General features: G+C 35.0%; 12 protein-coding genes. 5 read left to right on the top strand and 7 right to left on the bottom strand.

Annotated elements, in window-relative coordinates; translation table 11 throughout:
* Positions 1–22: 22 nt before the first annotated feature.
* The 3 genes from DCO46_RS05135 to DCO46_RS05125 all read left to right on the top strand — a co-directional run bounded on the left by DCO46_RS05135 (position 23) and on the right by DCO46_RS05125 (position 8,185).
* On the top strand, positions 23–5,125 hold the full coding sequence (locus DCO46_RS05135) for a translocation/assembly module TamB (RefSeq protein ID WP_116751492.1): 5,103 nt from the start codon (positions 23–25) through the stop codon (positions 5,123–5,125).
* Positions 5,109–7,424, top strand: coding sequence for a BamA/TamA family outer membrane protein (locus tag DCO46_RS05130; protein ID WP_116751516.1), 2,316 nt, complete (start codon positions 5,109–5,111; stop codon positions 7,422–7,424). Before DCO46_RS05135 ends, DCO46_RS05130 begins: the two co-directional genes overlap by 17 nt.
* Before the next feature lie 131 nt (positions 7,425–7,555).
* Positions 7,556–8,185, top strand: coding sequence for a DUF4230 domain-containing protein (locus DCO46_RS05125; protein ID WP_116751491.1), 630 nt, complete (start codon positions 7,556–7,558; stop codon positions 8,183–8,185).
* Between the two features lie 70 nt (positions 8,186–8,255).
* Here the strand turns inward: DCO46_RS05125 and DCO46_RS05120 are convergent, their stop codons facing one another.
* The 3 genes from DCO46_RS05120 to DCO46_RS05110 form a co-directional block, all read right to left on the bottom strand.
* Positions 8,256–10,022, bottom strand: coding sequence for an aromatic amino acid hydroxylase (locus DCO46_RS05120; protein WP_116751490.1), 1,767 nt, complete (start codon positions 10,020–10,022; stop codon positions 8,256–8,258).
* Between the two features lie 127 nt (positions 10,023–10,149).
* A complete protein-coding gene (locus DCO46_RS05115; RefSeq protein ID WP_116751515.1) occupies positions 10,150–10,596 on the bottom strand; it encodes a hypothetical protein in 447 nt (148 codons plus the stop codon).
* Between the two features lie 89 nt (positions 10,597–10,685).
* Positions 10,686–11,093 (bottom strand): group III truncated hemoglobin, encoded by a 408-nt coding sequence (locus DCO46_RS05110; RefSeq protein ID WP_116751489.1) that lies wholly within the window; start codon positions 11,091–11,093, stop codon positions 10,686–10,688.
* A 385-nt stretch (positions 11,094–11,478) separates the two neighbouring features.
* Here DCO46_RS05110 and DCO46_RS05105 point away from each other — a divergent pair, with 385 nt between their 5' ends.
* On the top strand, positions 11,479–13,629 hold the full coding sequence (locus tag DCO46_RS05105) for an RICIN domain-containing protein (RefSeq protein WP_116751488.1): 2,151 nt from the start codon (positions 11,479–11,481) through the stop codon (positions 13,627–13,629).
* A gap of 71 nt (positions 13,630–13,700) precedes the next feature.
* On the opposite strand, the gene ilvA is transcribed toward DCO46_RS05105, so the two are convergent.
* From ilvA to DCO46_RS05085, 4 genes are all read right to left on the bottom strand, one after another.
* A complete protein-coding gene (ilvA, locus tag DCO46_RS05100) occupies positions 13,701–14,945 on the bottom strand; it encodes a threonine ammonia-lyase IlvA (protein WP_116751514.1) in 1,245 nt (414 codons plus the stop codon).
* Positions 14,946–15,210: 265 nt separating this feature from the next.
* Complete coding sequence (locus DCO46_RS05095) at positions 15,211–15,747, bottom strand: DUF4136 domain-containing protein (RefSeq protein ID WP_116751487.1); 537 nt, start codon at positions 15,745–15,747, stop codon at positions 15,211–15,213.
* Positions 15,748–15,793: 46 nt separating this feature from the next.
* A complete protein-coding gene (locus tag DCO46_RS05090; protein ID WP_116751486.1) occupies positions 15,794–17,770 on the bottom strand; it encodes a urocanate hydratase in 1,977 nt (658 codons plus the stop codon).
* 378 nt (positions 17,771–18,148) lie between these two features.
* Positions 18,149–18,334, bottom strand: a complete 186-nt coding sequence (locus tag DCO46_RS05085; protein ID WP_073418076.1) for a DUF5522 domain-containing protein — start codon at positions 18,332–18,334, stop codon at positions 18,149–18,151.
* A gap of 116 nt (positions 18,335–18,450) precedes the next feature.
* Between DCO46_RS05085 and DCO46_RS05080 the strand changes: the two genes are divergently transcribed.
* Complete coding sequence (locus tag DCO46_RS05080; RefSeq protein ID WP_116751485.1) at positions 18,451–18,783, top strand: hypothetical protein; 333 nt, start codon at positions 18,451–18,453, stop codon at positions 18,781–18,783.
* Positions 18,784–18,797 lie beyond the last annotated feature (14 nt).

Here is an 18,797-nt window from a genome sequence, read left to right as displayed (position 1 = left end):
TAAAACGTTTTTTTACTAACGTATGAATAAAAAAACCACTCATTTCCTTAAAAAAACATTACGTGTACTTCTTTGGTGCGTGGTTTCTGTAATAGCACTTTTACTTCTTATTACCATTTTAATTCAGATTCCGTCCATTCAGAATTTCGCCAAGGATAAGGCGATAACCTACCTTCATAATAAGATAAAAACCAAAGTTGCCTTAGACAAAATCCTGATAAAATTCCCTAAAGATGTAGTTCTTGAAGGTTTTTATTTTGAAGATCAAAAAAAAGATACTTTGTTGGCCGGTAAACGTTTAGTGGTTGATGTAGATTTGTTCAAACTTATCAGCAGTGAATTGGAAATCAATTCAGTATCATTAGAAAATACAAAAGCCAATATTTCCAGAAATAAAAAAGGAGAATTTAACTTCGATTACATTATAAAAGCATTCGAATCAAAAGAACCTAAAAAAGCAGATCCCGACAGCAAGCCTTTCAAGATCTCAGTTGTAAAAGTAAATCTGGATAATATTAAATTCAATTTTAAAGATGATTATTCTAAAAATGATATTCGGGTAAATCTAACCCATTTTGACACCAGGTTTAAGGAATTTGATCTGGATAAAATGGACTTTAATATTCCGAATATTGATTTGAGAGGGTTAAAACTGGTTTTAAATCAGGACGTGGTAGAACAAATTGCAGAAGTTTCCGTAAAAACAGTGGATACCATTTCGAAACGCCCGGATTTCAAATTAAAATTAGGTACAATCTCTTTGTCTAAAATTCATATTTTATACGACAATAAAGACTCAAAATTAGACTCCGGAATACGTCTTGGAAATTTGAACCTGGAAGTAAACGAAGTTGATCTTAACAAACAGCTTTTGGAGTTTGAGAATTTTGAAGTTAAAAACCTTAGCGGGAATCTGCGTCTGGGCGCAAAAGACAAGCAAATTCAGGCACCAAGTCTCGACTCGACTTCCATAAAGCAATCCGGATGGAAAGTAAAATTAAATGAGGTCGATCTGGAGAATATCGCGTTTAAATTTGACGACATGCAGTCGAAAGCAGTGTCAAAAGGGATTGACTATAAGCATCTTGATTTAAATAAATTCAATTTTGAAGCTGAAAAATTGTACTATGGAAATGATACAATTTCAGGAAATATAAAAACCTTAACAGTAAACGATAAAAGCGGTTTACAAATCCAGTCGCTCAAAACAAATTTCTTCTACGGTCCAAAAAATGCGTATCTGAATGATTTGTATCTGAGAACTCCGCAAACACTGCTTCAAAATCAAATAAAAGCGGGTTATCCATCGATTGCGTCGCTTTCAAAAAATATAGGAGAACTTGCTATAGATGCCAATTTAAATCAGTCTAAAGTAGGATTTAAAGATATTTTGCTCTTTGTACCGACTTTACAAAATCAAAATCCGTTTAAAAGTAATCCAAATGCTATTTTGTATGTGAATGCGAGGGTAAATGGAAAAGTAAAAGACCTGAATATTCAGAAATTTGAAATGAACGGAATCGGTTCGACAAAAGTTTCCCTTTCGGGGAAAATAAAAGGACTTCCAGATGCTCAAAAATCGTATTATGATTTAGCGATTAAAAATCTTTCCAGCACATCAAAAGACATCAATTCGTTTATTCCGGCCGGAACCATCCCGAAAAATATTCAGTTGCCTTCGCAGATCAATCTGAAAGGAAAATTTAAAGGTTCGGTTCAAAACTTCAAAACCAATTTAGCACTAAACAGCAGTTTTGGAAATGCCACCGTTGACGGAATGTTTGACCAACGTGTTAAAAAAAGAGAAGTATATGACGCAAAAGTTTCTTTTACTGATTTTGATTTGGGGAGATTAATCAAAAATGATTCAATTGGAAAAATTTCACTTAAAGCGAAAGTAAAAGGAAAAGGACTGGATCCAAAAACGGCAGATGCAAGAGTAGACGGTTTAGTACAAAAAGCAGTTTTTAACCGATATACCTACAAAGATTTAGCTTTAAAAGGAAATATAGAAAACGGATCTTTTGCAGTAAAATCCGGTATGAAAGATCCGAATCTTAATTTTGATCTAACGGCCAGCGGTAATACTAAAGATAAATATCCATCTGTAAAATTAAAGCTGAACCTGGATATTGCCGATCTTGAAAAATTAAACCTTCATGCAGGTCCGATGAAATTACGCGGAAATGTTGATGCTGATATTGCAAACAGTAATCCTGATTTCCTGAACGGAAAAGTTTTCCTTTCCAATATTCAGATTTTACAAAAAGAGGAACCGATTGTTTTAGACTCTATCAGAGTTTTGGCTTTTGCTGATAAAGATAGTAACAGTATCAAAATTTCGTCTCAGTTTTTGAGAGCAGAAGTGACAGGAAAATATAAGTTGACGACTTTAACGACAGCGATCAAAAAAACAATTTCTAAATATATTGACCTTCATACCCCAAAAGTTAATAATGAATCAGATGAGCAGCGACTTGCATTTACCCTAAAAGTAGATAATGACCCTGTGCTTTTGAAATTAGTGCCAAAATTAACAGGTTTAGAGCCTTTTACGATTACAGGAAAATATAATAACAAAACAGATTCACTTCAGGTTAGTGGAACAATTCCGAGAATTGTGTATGCGGATAATACGATTGCCGACGGAAAAATAAATATCGAAGCAAAAGAAAATGCGTTAGAGTATCGGGTATCGGTGGCGACTATTGAAAGTGGTTCGCTAAAAATTCCGTTTACGAGTTTATCAGGTCAGGTACAGAATAATATTCTGACTTATGCGCTTGAAGTTCAGGATGCAAAAGAAAAACAGCAATATTATGTTGCCGGAAATTTAACGAGCGAAAATGCTAAAAACATTTTTAAAATCGATGCCGAAAGTTTTGTTCTTAATTATGAAAAATGGACTATCGATCCGGAAAATGCGGTTGAGTTTGGAGATAAAAGATTATATATCAATAAATTTTATCTGGCTAATGCAGGAAATGAATTAAAAATTCAGTCTCAGGGAAATGGGAATAATGCGCCGCTACAAGTCGATTTTGTAAATTTTAATATTGAGACCATTTTAAATATTGTCAAAAAAGACAAATTATTAATGCAGGGCCTTATAAATGGTAATGCAGTAGTAGAAAATGTCATGACAAAACCAACTTTTACTTCAGACTTAAAAATCGATGATTTTGCTTTTAAAGGTGAAAAAGTAGGGGATCTGGAAATTAAAGTAGATAATAAAACCAGTAATACGCTTGCCGCGAATGTAAAACTAAGCGACGAAGGCAACGACTTAAATCTTACCGGAGATTATAAACTGGATGCAGGAACTTTTGATTTTGATGTGGCAATAAATAAGCTGAACATCAAAAGCATACAAGGTTTCAGTATGGACAATATTACCGAAGGAAGTGGTTATTTATCAGGAGATTTTAAAGTAACAGGAAATACCTCTGCACCACAAATTAATGGAGAATTAAATTTTAATGATGCCGCTTTCAGGGTTACCAAGCTTAATTCTTACTTTAAGATAAAGAAAGAAAAAATCTCGTTTAATAATGGCAATATTTCATTTGATAAGTTTTCTCTTTTGGACGAAAATGATAACGAATTGTTTGTAGACGGAAATATCCAGTCGACTGATTTTACGGATTTTAATTTTGATTTGCTGGTTCAGGCAAATGATTTCAGAGCCATTAATTCTAAAGCAAAAGATAATGATTTGTTTTACGGGGATTTATTTTTGGATACCAAATTAAATGTCAAAGGAGATCTGGACAGTCCTGTTATTGATGGTACAATCAAAATCAATAAAGAAACAAAATTCTCTGTTGTCTTACCACAATCAGACCCGTCAATTGCTGACAGAGAAGGGATTGTAGAATTTGTGAACGAAGATAATATGTACCTGAAACAAACGGTTGAGATGAAAAATCAGTTGAATCAATCGGAGCTGAAAGGTATGGATGTGAATGTTGGAATCACAATCGATAAAGAAGCCGAGCTGAATCTTATTATTGATAAAGGAAATGGAGATTATCTGCAACTGAAGGGTGAAGCCGAACTTGTAGGTGGAATTGACCAGTCCGGAAAAACAACGCTGACCGGAAAATATGAGTTCAATGAAGGAGCTTACCAAATTAACTTTAACGGTATCAAAAGAAAGTTTGAACTTCAGAAAGGAAGTTTTATTACCTGGAACGGCGAGCCGACAATGGCAAACGTAAACATTACAGCGATTTATAAAGTAGATGCCGCACCAATTGATTTATTGGGAACGCAGCTTTCTGCAGAAAGTTCGGCAATAAAAAATACCTACAAACAAAAACTTCCGTTTGAGACCTTATTAAAAATGAAAGGAGAATTGCTGAAACCGGAAATTTCGTTTGGAATCGATTTACCTGACGGAAATTATAACGTTTCATCAAATGTTGTAGAAGTTACCCAGACAAAACTTAAACAGTTAGAACAGGATCCTGCAGAATTAAATAAACAGGTTTTTGCACTTTTATTATTAGGCCGATTTGTTGGGGAAAATCCATTTTCAAGTGAAAGTGGAGGCACGAGTGCAGAATCCCTAGCCAGACAAAGTGTGAGCAAAATCCTTTCGCAGCAATTAAATAATCTGGCAGGTCAGCTGGTCAGTGGTTTCGAACTAAATTTCGATTTAGATTCTACTGAAGATTATACAACAGGAACAATGGAAAACAGAACCGATCTGAATGTTGAAGTTTCTAAAAGATTACTGGACGACAGATTGAAAGTTACCGTCGGAAGCAGCTTTGGTGTAGAAGGACAGGAACGTGCCAATGAAGAAAGTACCAATATTGCCGGAGACGTTGCATTGGATTATCAGCTTACAAAAGATGGCCGCTATATGGTGAGAGCATATAGAAAAAATCAATATCAGGTTGCCGTTGAAGGCCAGGTGGTAGAAACCGGAGTTGCCTTTGTGATTACCATGAGCTATAATAAATTCAGAGAACTTTTTCATCGTACAGAAGAAGAAAAAGAATTGATCAGAGAGGAAAAACTTCGCAAAGAAAAAAGAAAGCAAAAAGAAAAGGAAGATAAAGAGAAAAAAGAAAATCAACCCGAAAATGAAATTAAAGGAAATGAACAAAAAACATAATCATATAAAAAATCAATATGTAACGTATTTTGTATTGCTGTCCTTATTTTTTGTTTTTGGATGCAGTAATACCAAATATCTTCCGGAAGGTGATTTATTATATACAGGAGGTTCTGTTACCGTAAAAGACTCTGTCATTAAAAAGAAAGACAGAAAAGCACTGGAAGCAGAAATGAAAGATTTATTAAGACCAAAGCCCAATAAAAAAATCCTTGGCCTACGACCTAAATTATGGATTTATAATATCGCCGGCGAACCAAAAAAAGAAAAAGGATTTAGATATTGGCTGCGAAATAAAGTGGGCGAAGAGCCGGTACTTTTCAGCAAAGTAGATTTGGATTATAATGCCTCTGTATTGCGAAATTTTGCAGAAAACCGCGGGTATTTTAAGACCCGTGTGAGTGCAGATTCTACGGTGAGAAACCAAAGGGTGACTGCAGAATATACTGTAATTCCAAAAAAACAATACATCATAAAAAGCGTCACTTTTCCAGATGATTCTTTGGCTATATCCAGAATTATAGGAAAATCACACAGAAGAAGCTTGCTAAAAGTGGGAAGGCCTTATGATTTGGATGTTATAAAAGCCGAAAGAGAAAGAATTGATGCGAGACTAAAAGAAAAAGGATACTTTTATTTCAATCCCGATTATATCCTGGCTAAAGTAGACAGCAGTAAAGGCGATCATGAAGTTAACATCAGATTAGTGATAAAAGATGAAGCGCCTGTAAAAGCCCTGACAGCTTATAAAATCGATAAGATATTTGTTTACCCAAATTATTCCCTGTCAAACGACAGCGTAGTTTACAGAAAAAAAGACATCAAACAATATCATGATTTTACCATTATAGATACCGCGGATACCTTTAAGCCCAGAATTTTTGACCGCACGATTTATTTCAAAAAAGGAGATTTGTACAACAGAAAAGATCATAATTTAACACTAAACCGATTTGTAAACCTCGGCACATTTAGTTTTGTAAAGAATGAATTTAAACCTTCAGACAGTATACCAAAAACCTTAGACTCGTATTATTACTTAACTCTTTTGCCAAAAAAGTTTATACGGGTTGAGGTCTTGGGAAAAACCAATTCAGCGAGTTATACAGGTTCCGAAATTAACGTGAACTGGAATAACAGAAACTTTTTTAAAGGAGCTGAATTGTTTACTGTGTCTGTTTTTGGTGGTGCCGATTTTCAATTGGGCGGTGCCAATAAGGGAAAAAATATATATAAACTCGGAGCAGAAACCAGTTTGACCTGGCCAAGGTTTATATCACCATTTAATATAAAAGGAAACAGCGAATTTGTACCGAGAACCAAAGCAACTTTAAGGTATGAATATCAAAAAAGAACGCAGCTCTATGCCTTAAATTCTTTTAATGGCACTTTTGGTTACTTATGGAAAGAAAATATTAGAAAAGAACATCAGTTAAATGTTATTGATATTACTTATGTAAGTCCAAATCATGTAACTCCTGAATATTTAGAAGATATCAAACAAGATCCGGCATTAGAAAAGGTAATCGAAAAGCAATTGATTTTTGGACCAACGTACAGTTATACGTATACCAATACCATGCAAAAGCGAAGAAAAAACACCATCTATTTTAATGGAGAATTAGATCTTGCAGGAAACATAACAGGCTTAGCAACAGGTGCCAATATCAAGAAAAATGATACGATAAAAATATTTGATGTACCCTTTAGCCAGTATGTCAAAGTCAAAACAGATTTCAGGCATTATTTAAAATTAAGTAAAGAAAGCGAACTGGCCAGCAGGATAATTGTAGGTGCCGGATTTGCTTATGGAAACTCCAGTACTTTGCCAACCTCAAAACAGTTTGTAGTCGGCGGAACTAATAGTATCCGTGCTTTTAGGGCAAGATCATTAGGGCCTGGAAGTTATGTGCCGGAAACAACAAATTCTAATTATATACCGGATCAGTCTGCAGATTTAAAACTGGAATTTAATACCGAATACCGTGCAAAACTTTTCAGCGTTGTTCGTGGTGCCATATTTTTTGATGCCGGAAACATCTGGCTTCTTAACGCAGATCCGAACAAGCCGGGAGCAGAAATATCAAAAGATTTCATGAAACAACTTGCGGTTGGGGCCGGGGTAGGTTTACGTTTTGATTTGTCATTCTTGGTTTTAAGAACCGATTTGGCAATTCCGCTTCGGAACCCGGCACTTCCGGACGGTCAAAGATGGGTAATCGATGATATAGATTTTGGAAGTAATTCCTGGAGAAAAGACAACCTGATCTTGAATATTGCGATCGGATATCCTTTTTAGAAAAGTTTTTTGCTACTATTTTTCATCTGTTAATTACTATTTAAGGAAAAGAAATAATTAGTATAATTAGTGAAATTCGTCGCAAAAAAGTTCAAAAAAAAGAAGTAAATTGGTCTAAATATTTTACTCGAATGCAAAACTTGATCAAAAGAATTATAGGTATTGGTGTTATTGTTTTATTAATTGTTCTCGCTTTCAAATACTGCGGGTTCAAAAAAGACGACGACTCAACAATTGATTATAATACCAATTTAATTCAGCAGCAAATCTTAAATGTTGGAAAACTGGTTGTAACCGAAGGACATTTTTCTGAAGTGATCACCTATAAGAATCAGCAGAAATATCTAATGGATATGATTTCTTTTGAGAAAAAAGCGCTGATTGTCGTAAATGCCAATGTTACTGTTGCGTACGATCTGCATCAGATGAAATATGATATTGATGAAAAAAACAAAACGATAACAATTTTAAATATTCCAAAAGAAGAAATTAAAATAAATCCTGATATTCAGTTTTATGATGTCGAACAAAGTAAACTGAATCCTTTTACGGGTGATGATTACAATAAAATCAATAAGTCGGTAAAAGCGAACCTGGCAAAAAAAATCGAAAAATCTTCACTTAAATCCAATGCCCAAAACAGATTAATCAGCGAATTGTCCAAGATTTTAATCCTGACAAATTCAATGGGCTGGAAACTACAATATAAAGGAAAAACAATTGAATCTGATACAGATTTTAATGCCGATTTGAAGCTTTAGTTTTTAGGTTCAAAGTTACAAAGGTTCAGAGGGTTTGCAATTTGATCATAAAATAAAAAAACTTTGTGATTTAGTGGCTTTGTGGCAAAGGACTATCAAAAATCAAATCCAAACCACCCGAAATCAAGTGGGCAATTTCAGGACGTTTTTCTTTCAGTTGGTCCAGATAAACCAAGACTTCCTGTAAAAGCTGTTTTTCGTCCGAATCTTTGAGAAGTTCTGTAATTTCAATACTTAATAACCAATCATTGGAATGATTATTTTTTACTTTTTCAAAAACTGATTTCAGTTCTGTTTTAGAACCGTTGTTAGTTCCAATATTTCGAACGGCAGCGTATAAATTTTCCAATTCATCGCGTTCTTCTGTATGTTTGGCTTTAATTGTTTTAGAGGAAGGAACAATACTTATCAGATCAAAACTATTGACATCTGCCGGGCCTGAAAATGCCGAAACGACTTTTTTACCGATTGCCATATCGTAATTGCCCCATTCCGGCTGAAATAAAATTTCGTCCCCATGAGTGACCGTACAATTTCTAAAACTGATCAGGATAATTTCTCCGTGAAGATTTCTTGAGCCGGTAATGATTTCACCTTCCACTATAATATTGCCTTCAAATTCCAGTTTTACAGTTTCATTTTCAACAATACTATAAGCTTGTAAATCTTTTGGGCTCATATCTTCGATAGACAGATTGAAACCTTTTAATTTTCCAATCGGACTTCCGAATCCATGCGGATGTGTTAAAGTTCCGTGACCCACCAATTCTTTCTCACGGTATGATAAAGCTGTTTTTCCGGTAGTCTGGATATAGACAGGTTTACCTTCTTCTTCAATTACATTCGTAAATACACCGGAAACCTGTAATCCTGTACTTAATTCGATAGTGCCTAAAGCATTCGACTGAATTAATTTCTTGATTCCCGAAAGTCCTCCGGTACGCAAAGCCATTTTATTGGCAAATTCCTCTAAAATCAAACTTAAATAAGAGAAATTGGGAGTTACATATAGTTGAGGCTGTAATTGTGTAATATCAAAATTCTGGTTCGCTGCCGAAATATCATACGGGATTTTTTTTACGTTATCCGTCATACACCAAGCACTTTCCCCAATTGATGAAAGTAACCCGGCACCATATATTTTTGGGTTTTCAACAGTTCCGATCAAACCGTATTCAACAGTCCACCAATGCAGGTTTCTAATTTGAGCCATTTCAGACAATTCACCCATATTATTCTGTAAATCAGCAACCGCTTTTTCGGCTTCCTCTATTTTTTCCTGTGGTGTATCTTCTGCTTCTTTCAAAATAGAGAGCAGACGAATTGCCTCATACATCTGATAATCTTTATGAGAAGATATTGCTTTACAGCCAATTTCTCCAAAGCGTCGCAAATATTCAGCATATTCCGGGTTTGCAATAATAGGAGCGTGGCCGGCACCTTCGTGAATGATATCCGGAGCGGGAGTATACTCTATATGTTCTAACTGGCGAATGTCTGATGCAATAACCAAAACATTATAAGCCTGAAATTCCATAAAAGCATTTGGCGGAATAAATCCGTCAACAGCAACGGCTGCCCAGCCAATTTCTGTCAGGATTCGGTTCATGCCGTACATACTCGGAATCGAATCAATTTCAATTCCGGTTTTCTTTAATCCGTCCAAATAAGAATGATGGGCAACTTTTGACAGATAATCCACGTTTTTACGCATCACATATCGCCAAACCGCCTGATTAATTGGTGTGTAATCACTATAATCCTGAGGTTTTATAAATTGCTTTAAATGTTTCGGCAATCGGTCTAATAACGGATTTGTTTCAATATTTGGATTCATCTCGAAAACGTTGTAGATTAAAATGTAAAATTACGAATTTATGTGCCTATAATTTATCATTCATCACAATATTTTTATCCGAAAGTATATTTTATTGCATTTTTGTAGATTTTGTAAAAAAGAAAATCTAACAGTCATTATTGTTATAGTTGACTTTTTCCATTGTTTTTTCGTATTTTTCAATGTCTTTTTTAGTCATAGGAGTTTCTTTTAAATCTACCTTCAACTGCTTTTTAGTATCGGGACTGATCCATAAACCTGTAAAAGTATTTCCTGATTTAGCCAAAATTAAAAGACCGCTAAAACCATGTTCTACCAGTACAAATTGATTTTCTTTTTTGGTATTTTGGGTAATATCAAGCTGAATCCAGTTATTTGATTTATTATATCGGTACATGGCTGTGTACATTAAATCAGCAGTACATTGATTTTCTTCTGTTTTTATATAAATAGTAACGGGCGTTTTTCCGTCAACAGTTCCTGTATATAAATTAGAAATTGGAGCTTGTGACTGAGCATTTAAATGGTTAAAAAAAGACAGGCAGATTAAAAAAGACAGGATTAATTTCTTCATAGATAATTTATTGATCGGTTTATTGCTTATTGAGCTGATCAAATTTATTTAATTAAAAGAAAAAACAATTCTGCTACGTCAATTATTTTTTAAGATTTATTGGACTGATTTCTTAATTCATTTTCAGCATTTCTGAAATACTCAATTTTATGGCTAAACATAAATGCCATATTGGTTGCGCGCATTTTGGCTTCTTCCGTTACAGGGCCTTCAAACTGGGAATCAATTGTAGTATTAAAAATACTGATCCAGCGGTCAAAATGAGTTTTGTCAACAGGTAATTGTTTGTGTGGCGGAAAAGGGGTTCCTGAATAAGCGCGAACATCAAATAAGATTGTCTGCCAGAAATTGTACATTTTTTGTAAATGTGGCTCCCAGCGGTCCTGCAATTTATCATTAAAAATAGGACCAATAAGATTGTCTTTTCTAATATTTGCATAAAAACTATTCACCATTTGTTGTATGTCCTCTATAGTAGAAATATCTCGATTTGCCATTTTCTTTAAATATATTAATGAAGCACAAAAATACAATATAACTAAGGTTTTGCTTTCTGATATTTATCATTTAACAGCAATTTTTAATTTATAATTCTGCCTAATCAGGTCCGAAACAGTAAAGTTTTTAATTAAAATTGAACCTGTAAGGAAGTCTGTGAATTTACTTACTTTTTTAGAAGTTAATATTTGTATGTAATTTACTGATTATTAGCATTTTGATTTTTAACAAGATAAGTTTTTATAAGGTTTTATGTCTTTTTTGATGTGTTTTTGTTAAGTTATTAAAATGTGATATTAATTAAAATTAACATAATTTTGAGTGTAATTAATAAAATTAATCTTAAAAATAAAGAAAAATTAAATTATTAGAAACTTAAAAAAAATGAACAAAACTACCCCAAAAACCACAAACCGGCTAAGACTTAATATAATGGTGCCAATCATTATATTGTTTTTATTTGTTACCAGGATCAGCGCACAGACTGTTACTCCATGGATCACGTCCGGGGATCAGACCAAATTACTCCAACAACAGGCAACTATAAGTTTTGGTACAAATTCAGGAACTAATCCTTCAACAGTTACAGTTAATACAGGAACGACTTATCAAACAATGGACGGATTTGGTTACACACTTACAGAAGGAAGTGCCGAAGTAATCAGCGGAATGGCAGCAACACAACAAAATCAATTATTGAATGATTTGTACAATCCAGCCACGGGTTTAAATGCAAGTGTAATTCGTATTAGTATTGCAGCTTCAGATTTAAGTAGTTCTTCTTATAGCTATAACGAAACGTCAGGCGATACCAATATGAATAATTTTAGTCTGAACGGACCGGATTTGACGTATTTAATTCCGATTATCAAAAAGATTCAGCTGATTAATCCAAACATAAAAATATTAGCAACACCATGGTCAGCGCCACGCTGGATGAAAACCAATGGTTCCTGGATTGGCGGAAGTCTGCAAACACAATATTATGCGGCTTATGCTAAATATTTTGTAAAATACATTGCAGCCATGCAGGCACAGGGAATTCCGATTTGGGGAATCACACCGCAAAACGAACCTGAAAATCCGCACAATGAACCAAGTATGCTGATGAATTCTACAGAGCAAAAGAACTTTATTAATCAACAACTTGGGCCTCAACTGGCATCTGCAGGTTATGGAGGTGTAAAAATCATCGCCTTCGATCATAACTGTGATAATACAGCGTATCCGATTGATGTGCTGAACAACAGTAGTTATGTTGATGGAGCAGCATTTCACCTGTATTTAGGAAATATCTCGGCTATGTCAACGGTACGCAATGCAACAAACAAAAACGTTTATTTTACAGAACAATATACAGGTTCCGGCGGAAGTTTTAGCGGAGATTTTGGCTGGCATATGCAAAATGTGGTTATTGGAAGTACAACAAACTGGTCAAAAACAGTTTTGGAATGGAATGCTGCCAATAATTCAGCTTTAGGACCGCGTACTCCTGGCGGATGCAATACTTGTTTAGGAGCAATTACCGTTAATAATAGTACAAATTACAGTAAAAATGTAGCATTTTATATCATTGGGCAAATTTCAAAATTTGTAAAACCCGGAGCGGTAAGAATCGGTTCTTCGAGTACCAGCGGAAGCATCCTTTCAGTTGGATTTAAAAACCCTGACGGATCAATTGCACTTTTAGTATACAACACAGGCGGATCTTCGAATACTATAAAAGTAGTTTCAGGCTCATCAGCATTCAATTATGCAGTTCCGGCTTCATCGGCAGTTACATTTAATTGGGGAGCGGGAACACCACCTGTTACAGGTTTACCGGGATATTATAATATTATCTCAAGAAACAGCAATAAGGGTTTAGATGTCGCAGATAATGCCACTACCAGCGGAAGCAGAATTCAGCAATATGATGTAACAGGCGGAGGCGGAAATAACCAGCGCTGGAAGTTTGTTTCTGATGGAGCAGGAAATTATTACATAATAGTAAAATCGACCGGAATGTATCTGGCAGTTGAAAACAATGGAACTGGAGACGGACTAAAAGTACAGCAAAAAACTTTTTCAGCTTCTAATGAATTTAAGTGGACAGTTACGAGTCTTGGTGATGGCTATTATAAAATTATCAATGTGAATAGCGGAAAATCATTAGACGTAGAAAATGTTTCAACTGCGAATGGTGCCAATATACAGGTTTGGTCTTATACAGGTAATTTAAATCAGCAATGGCAATTAGTACAAGTTGAATCTACTGCAAAAAATGGTATATCAAAGCCGGAAAAGGACAGCGAAAATGAAATGACCGCCTTTATTAATAAAACCAATGATTTTTTAAAAATTGATACAAACCATGAAGGTGATGGAGAAGTTGAAATCTATTCGATAACTGGACAAAGTGTATTGAAAAAGACTATAAATTTCACAAAAGGAAATCAGTCTGAAATCGAAATCTCAAGATTACCAAAAGGGCTTTATATCGTTAATATCAAAGATGATAAAGGAACTTATTCTAAAAAAGTTCTTAAACAATAAGTCAAGTTTATAATTAGTTAGTAATTTTATTTGACAAAAGGCTGCCTGAAATATCAGACAGCCTTTTTATTTTACCCGATAAGCTGTGTAAACAAATCCTGGTTATCATTCAGATACTGGAACTCAAAACCATTTTGAGTCATATTCAGTTTGATGGACATGATGTCATTTTTATTTTTCAGTTCTAATCCAACGACCACAGAGCCTACTTCACGATTGTTTTTTTTGTGAAACTGAAAATACGTAATGTCGTCATCAGGGCCTAAAATATTATTCACAAATTCTTTTAAAGCACCCGGACGCTGCGGAAACTGAATCATGAAGTAATGCATTAACCCTTCGTAAAGCAAAGAACGTTCTTTTATTTCGGCAGTTCTTTCGATATCATTATTACTACCGCTTACCACACAAACTACAGTTTTGCCTTTTATTTTATCTTTATAAAAATCTAAAGCTGCAATTGTCAGTGCACCTGCAGGCTCTACTACCATTGCTTCTTCATTGTACAATCGTAAAATGGTCGTGCAGACTTTTCCTTCGGGAACCAGAATTATGTCTTCAAGGTTGTGTTTGCAGATTTCAAAAGTCATATCGCCAACTTGCTTAACAGCTGCGCCGTCAACAAATTTGTCAATGGTTTTTAATGCCGTGTTTTTATTTTCCTCAATGGAAGTTTTCATCGAAGGAGCTCCTTTTGGCTCTACCCCGATTATTTTGGTATTTGGACTCAGCTGTTTAAAAACTTCAGATAACCCTGAAGCCAGTCCGCCGCCGCCAATCGGAACAAAAACATAATCGACAGGATCTTTATAAGTCTCAAGAATTTCTAAGCCCACAGTTCCCTGGCCGGCTATGACTTTTATATCATCAAAAGGATGGATAAAGGTTTTATGGTTTTTGATGGCATCTGCCGTTGCCGAAGCATACGCATCATCAAAAGTGTCACCTGTTAAAACAATTTCTACAAAAGATTTTCCAAACAATTGTACTTGTTTTACCTTTTGTTTTGGAGTTGTTTTAGGCATGTAAATTTTGCCGTTTATTTTAAGTAAGTTACAGGAATATGCCACTCCCTGCGCATGATTCCCCGCACTTGCACAAACAATTCCGTTTGCTTTTTCTTTTTCAGTCAGAGATGAAATTTTATTGTAAGCTCCCCTGATTTTATAAGATCTGACAATTTGTAAATCTTCTCTTTTTAAAAGAATATTAGCTTCAAATTCATCCGAAAGATTGAGATTTTGAGTGAGTGGGGTAGCGGCAACTACAGTTTCTAAATGTTTTTTTGCGGCGAGTACTTCGTTGAATAATTCCATAATATTTGTTCTTTTTGCCACGAATTGCACGAATTATTATTTAATAAGACAAAAACAATTTGTGCTAATTTGTATAATTCATGGCAGCTTTTAGTTATTTTTTAAAATAAAAAAACCTCCCGATGTGGGAGGTTTATAGATTATATTTTACTTATTTATATAACACCTCGCCATCATTGCTGAATTGCAATAATGCTAATAATAGCGATAATAATGTTATTAAAATTCGTCATATTTTCTTGTCTGAAAAACAAATGTACTTAAATTATTTTTTTACAGGCGGATATTGAGCTAAAATTTTAGATACAAACTCATTTACTTTTTCGTCTTTTTTATCGACGTTTTTAGTTAGGTTTCCAATTCCTTCACCCTGCCAGATCATTTCTTTCTTTTTAGCATCGATCAGGTCAATATACAAAGTTCCTTCAGTAGAAGTAGAAACAGAAGTCTGGTTGCCGTACATCATGTAAGGATTCCAGCCCCATCCCCAGCCATAACCCCATCCGGCGCTAAATTGGTTTACGTTTACCTGTTCTCTCGATTTCGTGAAAATATTTACTAACAGATCCGGGTTTTCACTTTTGGTAAAACCCTTTGCCTGCATTTGTTGGTCTATGGCATGCAGAATACGTCTTTTGTCTAAATCAGAAATTTCAACCTTATCAATTCCGGCTTTAAAAAAAGCGTAAGTCTTATAAGGCGCAAAATCTACATTTTTATCATAATCAGAATATACACTAACCGTACTGCATGAGGCAAGTATTAAAAGCAAAAAGACAGGAATTAATTTGAATGTTTTCATATTTTTAAGGATTAAATGTTCATGTTTCAAAACAAGAAACTTTTACCTAAAGCAAACTTTCGTCAACCATATTGGGTAAAGTTACTTTTAATAACGGCTGAACTTCCATGGCACGTTTTATTGCAAAAACAGCACCTTCATTTCTAGCCCAGCTTCTTCTTGAAATTCCGTTGTTAACATCCCAAAAAAGCATTGATGCTAAACGGTTTGAAGCCTCTTTAGAACCATCAAGAACCATACCAAATCCACCGTTTATTACCTCTCCCCAGCCAACTCCTCCGCCGTTATGAATGGATACCCAGGTTGCTCCCCTAAAGCTGTCTCCGATCACGTTATGAATCGCCATATCGGCAGTAAAACGGGAACCGTCGTAGATGTTTGAAGTCTCTCTGTAAGGCGAATCAGTTCCGGAAACATCGTGATGATCGCGTCCTAAAACAACAGTGCCGATTTCACCTTTGGCAATTGCCTGATTAAAAGCTTCTGCAATTTTAATTCTTCCTTCTGCATCAGCATAAAGGATTCTCGCCTGAGAACCTACAACCAGCTTATTTTCCTGTGCGCCTTTAATCCATTTGATGTTATCCTGCATTTGCTGTTGGATTTCATTTGGAGCCGTTTTCGACATTTCCTCTAAAACCTGACTTGCAATTAAATCGGTTTTTTGCAAATCTTCCGGTTTTCCGGAAGTACAAACCCAACGGAAAGGCCCAAATCCATAATCAAAACACATTGGTCCCATTATGTCCTGAACATAACTTGGATATTTAAAATCAATATTATTTTCGGCCATTACAGCTGCACCGGCGCGTGAAGCTTCCAGTAAAAAGGCATTTCCGTAATCGAAAAAGTAAGTTCCTTTTGCCGTATGTTTATTAATGGCATCTGCGTGACGGCGTAACGTTTCCTGAACTTTTTCTTTGAATAAATCCGGATTTTCTGCCATCATTTTATTGGCATCTTCAAAAGAAATTCCAACCGGATAATAACCTCCCGCCCACGGATTATGAAGAGAAGTCTGATCAGAACCTAAATCAATTTTGATGTTTTCTTTATCAAAACATTCCCAGACATCAACCACATTTCCTAGATAAGCGATGGAAACCACTTCTTTATTAGCTTTCGCCGAATTAACTCTTTTGACTAATTCATCTGTAGAAGTTACAATTTCATTAATCCATCCTTGTTCGTGACGGATTTTGGTGATTTTCGGATTTACTTCGGCGCAGACCGTAATACAACCGGCTATATTTCCGGCTTTTGGCTGTGCACCCGACATACCGCCAAGACCTGATGTCACAAATAAATTGCCTTCAGGATTTAATTTTATTTTTCTGAAACCATTCAAAACCGTAATCGTAGTTCCGTGTACAATTCCCTGCGGACCGATATACATATAACTTCCTGCCGTCATTTGTCCGTATTGAGAAACTCCAAGCGCATTCATTTTTTCCAAATCATCCGGTTTTGAGTAGTTCGGAATTACCATTCCGTTGGTAACCACAACTCTCGGCGCTTCTTTGTGCGAAGGAAATAATCCCATCGGATGCCCTGAATACATGGTTAAAGTCTGTTCCTCTGTCATCTCAGACAAATATTGCATGGTCAGTAAATATTGCGCCCAGTTCTGGAAAACAGCTCCGTTTCCGCCATATGTAATCAATTCATGCGGATGCTGCGCCACGGCATAATCCAGATTGTTCTGAATCATGTGCATTATCGCTTTTGCCTGTAATGATTTTCCAGGATATTCGTCTATTGGACGAGCATACATTCTATAATCAGGACGCAGGCGATACATATAAATACGCCCGTATTTTTCTAATTCTTCTGAAAATTCAGGAATTAATTCAGCATGGTGTTTGGGATCAAAATAACGCAGAGCATTTTTGAGAGCCAGTTTTTTTTCTTCTGCCGAAAGGATTTCTTTTCGTTTCGGAGCGTGATTAATAGCAGGATCATATGCTGCCTTTTGAGGTAGTATAGAAGGAATTCCTTGTTGTATTTGTTCTTTGAAAGTCATTTTTTTTTAAGATTCTGAGGTGCTGAGGATCTAAGATGCTAAGATATTGCGGTTAGATTAACAACAGATTAATTTTTTGTTTTTTTAGATTATGTCGTCCCGCTGGGACTTAAATTCTGATCAATGTAAAATTTGATCTGAAATAATTATCTCATTTTCAAATTAACGCATTGGCACATTGACAAATTTTCTAATTAAAAAACTAAGGATAACGGATATCCGACCTGTGATAAGACTTGTGGATTTTAATCCTGAATTTTCTTGAATGGATATCCATTTATGATTTTAGAGTTTAGATTGTTGATCTTAGTTTGGAATCTGGAATTTTAAAATTTGGAATTTATTTTAATTATCTAATTGACACATTTTTCAAATTGCCTAATTCGCTTTCTTTCTTATCTCCCCGGTTCTTTTGTCAAATCCGTATGGGCAATGACGACAGCCGCTTTTACAGCAGTAACCGCGTTTTAAGTGGTGTTTTTCAGTAAAGCATTTGTAACCTTCGGGCGTATAGTAAAAATCTTCGCCTTCGATTAATTTATTTTCATTACTTTGCTCTTTCATAAATCTGCTTCGGGTTCCGTTTTAATAAACTTAAAAATCAAAAATAAGAATATTTGATTATGATTTTATTGAAATTGAACAATTTTATAGCTACAAATTTATAAATTTTACAGCCAATGTTTCTGATTGTTGCCAAATATTTAATTCCGAAAGGATATAGGGGAATGGCTGTTTTTCCGTTTGTTTTGATGAAATATGACTTTGATAAAAAGAATATGGTATTTGTCAATCACGAAAAAATACATTTAAGACAGCAGTCAGAACTTTTAATAATCCCGTTTTTTATCTGGTATTTTTTAGAATACTTGATTCGGTTAATTCAATATAAAAACACAGCTTTGGCCTATCGAAATATCAGTTTTGAAAGAGAAGCTTACGCCAAAGAAACGGATATGAATTATTTGAAAAACCGATCGTTTTTTCAGTTTTTACATTACATAAAAAAATAATATGCTATAGGCTT

Origin of the sequence: Flavobacterium sp. HTF, assembly GCF_003105115.1 — a bacterium.
Classification (GTDB): domain Bacteria; phylum Bacteroidota; class Bacteroidia; order Flavobacteriales; family Flavobacteriaceae; genus Flavobacterium.
This window is presented reverse-complemented; position numbering and strand designations above follow the sequence as displayed.

Coding starts and splice junctions, on each gene's coding strand:
- DCO46_RS05135 (WP_116751492.1), top strand. CDS start 23: ATGAATAAAAAAACCACTCATTTCCTTAAAAAAACATTACGTGTACTT.
- DCO46_RS05130 (WP_116751516.1), top strand. CDS start 5,109: ATGAACAAAAAACATAATCATATAAAAAATCAATATGTAACGTATTTT.
- DCO46_RS05125 (WP_116751491.1), top strand. CDS start 7,556: ATGCAAAACTTGATCAAAAGAATTATAGGTATTGGTGTTATTGTTTTA.
- DCO46_RS05120 (WP_116751490.1), bottom strand. CDS start 10,022: ATGAATCCAAATATTGAAACAAATCCGTTATTAGACCGATTGCCGAAA.
- DCO46_RS05115 (WP_116751515.1), bottom strand. CDS start 10,596: ATGAAGAAATTAATCCTGTCTTTTTTAATCTGCCTGTCTTTTTTTAAC.
- DCO46_RS05110 (WP_116751489.1), bottom strand. CDS start 11,093: ATGGCAAATCGAGATATTTCTACTATAGAGGACATACAACAAATGGTG.
- DCO46_RS05105 (WP_116751488.1), top strand. CDS start 11,479: ATGAACAAAACTACCCCAAAAACCACAAACCGGCTAAGACTTAATATA.
- ilvA (WP_116751514.1), bottom strand. CDS start 14,945: ATGGAATTATTCAACGAAGTACTCGCCGCAAAAAAACATTTAGAAACT.
- DCO46_RS05095 (WP_116751487.1), bottom strand. CDS start 15,747: ATGAAAACATTCAAATTAATTCCTGTCTTTTTGCTTTTAATACTTGCC.
- DCO46_RS05090 (WP_116751486.1), bottom strand. CDS start 17,770: ATGACTTTCAAAGAACAAATACAACAAGGAATTCCTTCTATACTACCT.
- DCO46_RS05085 (WP_073418076.1), bottom strand. CDS start 18,334: ATGAAAGAGCAAAGTAATGAAAATAAATTAATCGAAGGCGAAGATTTT.
- DCO46_RS05080 (WP_116751485.1), top strand. CDS start 18,451: ATGTTTCTGATTGTTGCCAAATATTTAATTCCGAAAGGATATAGGGGA.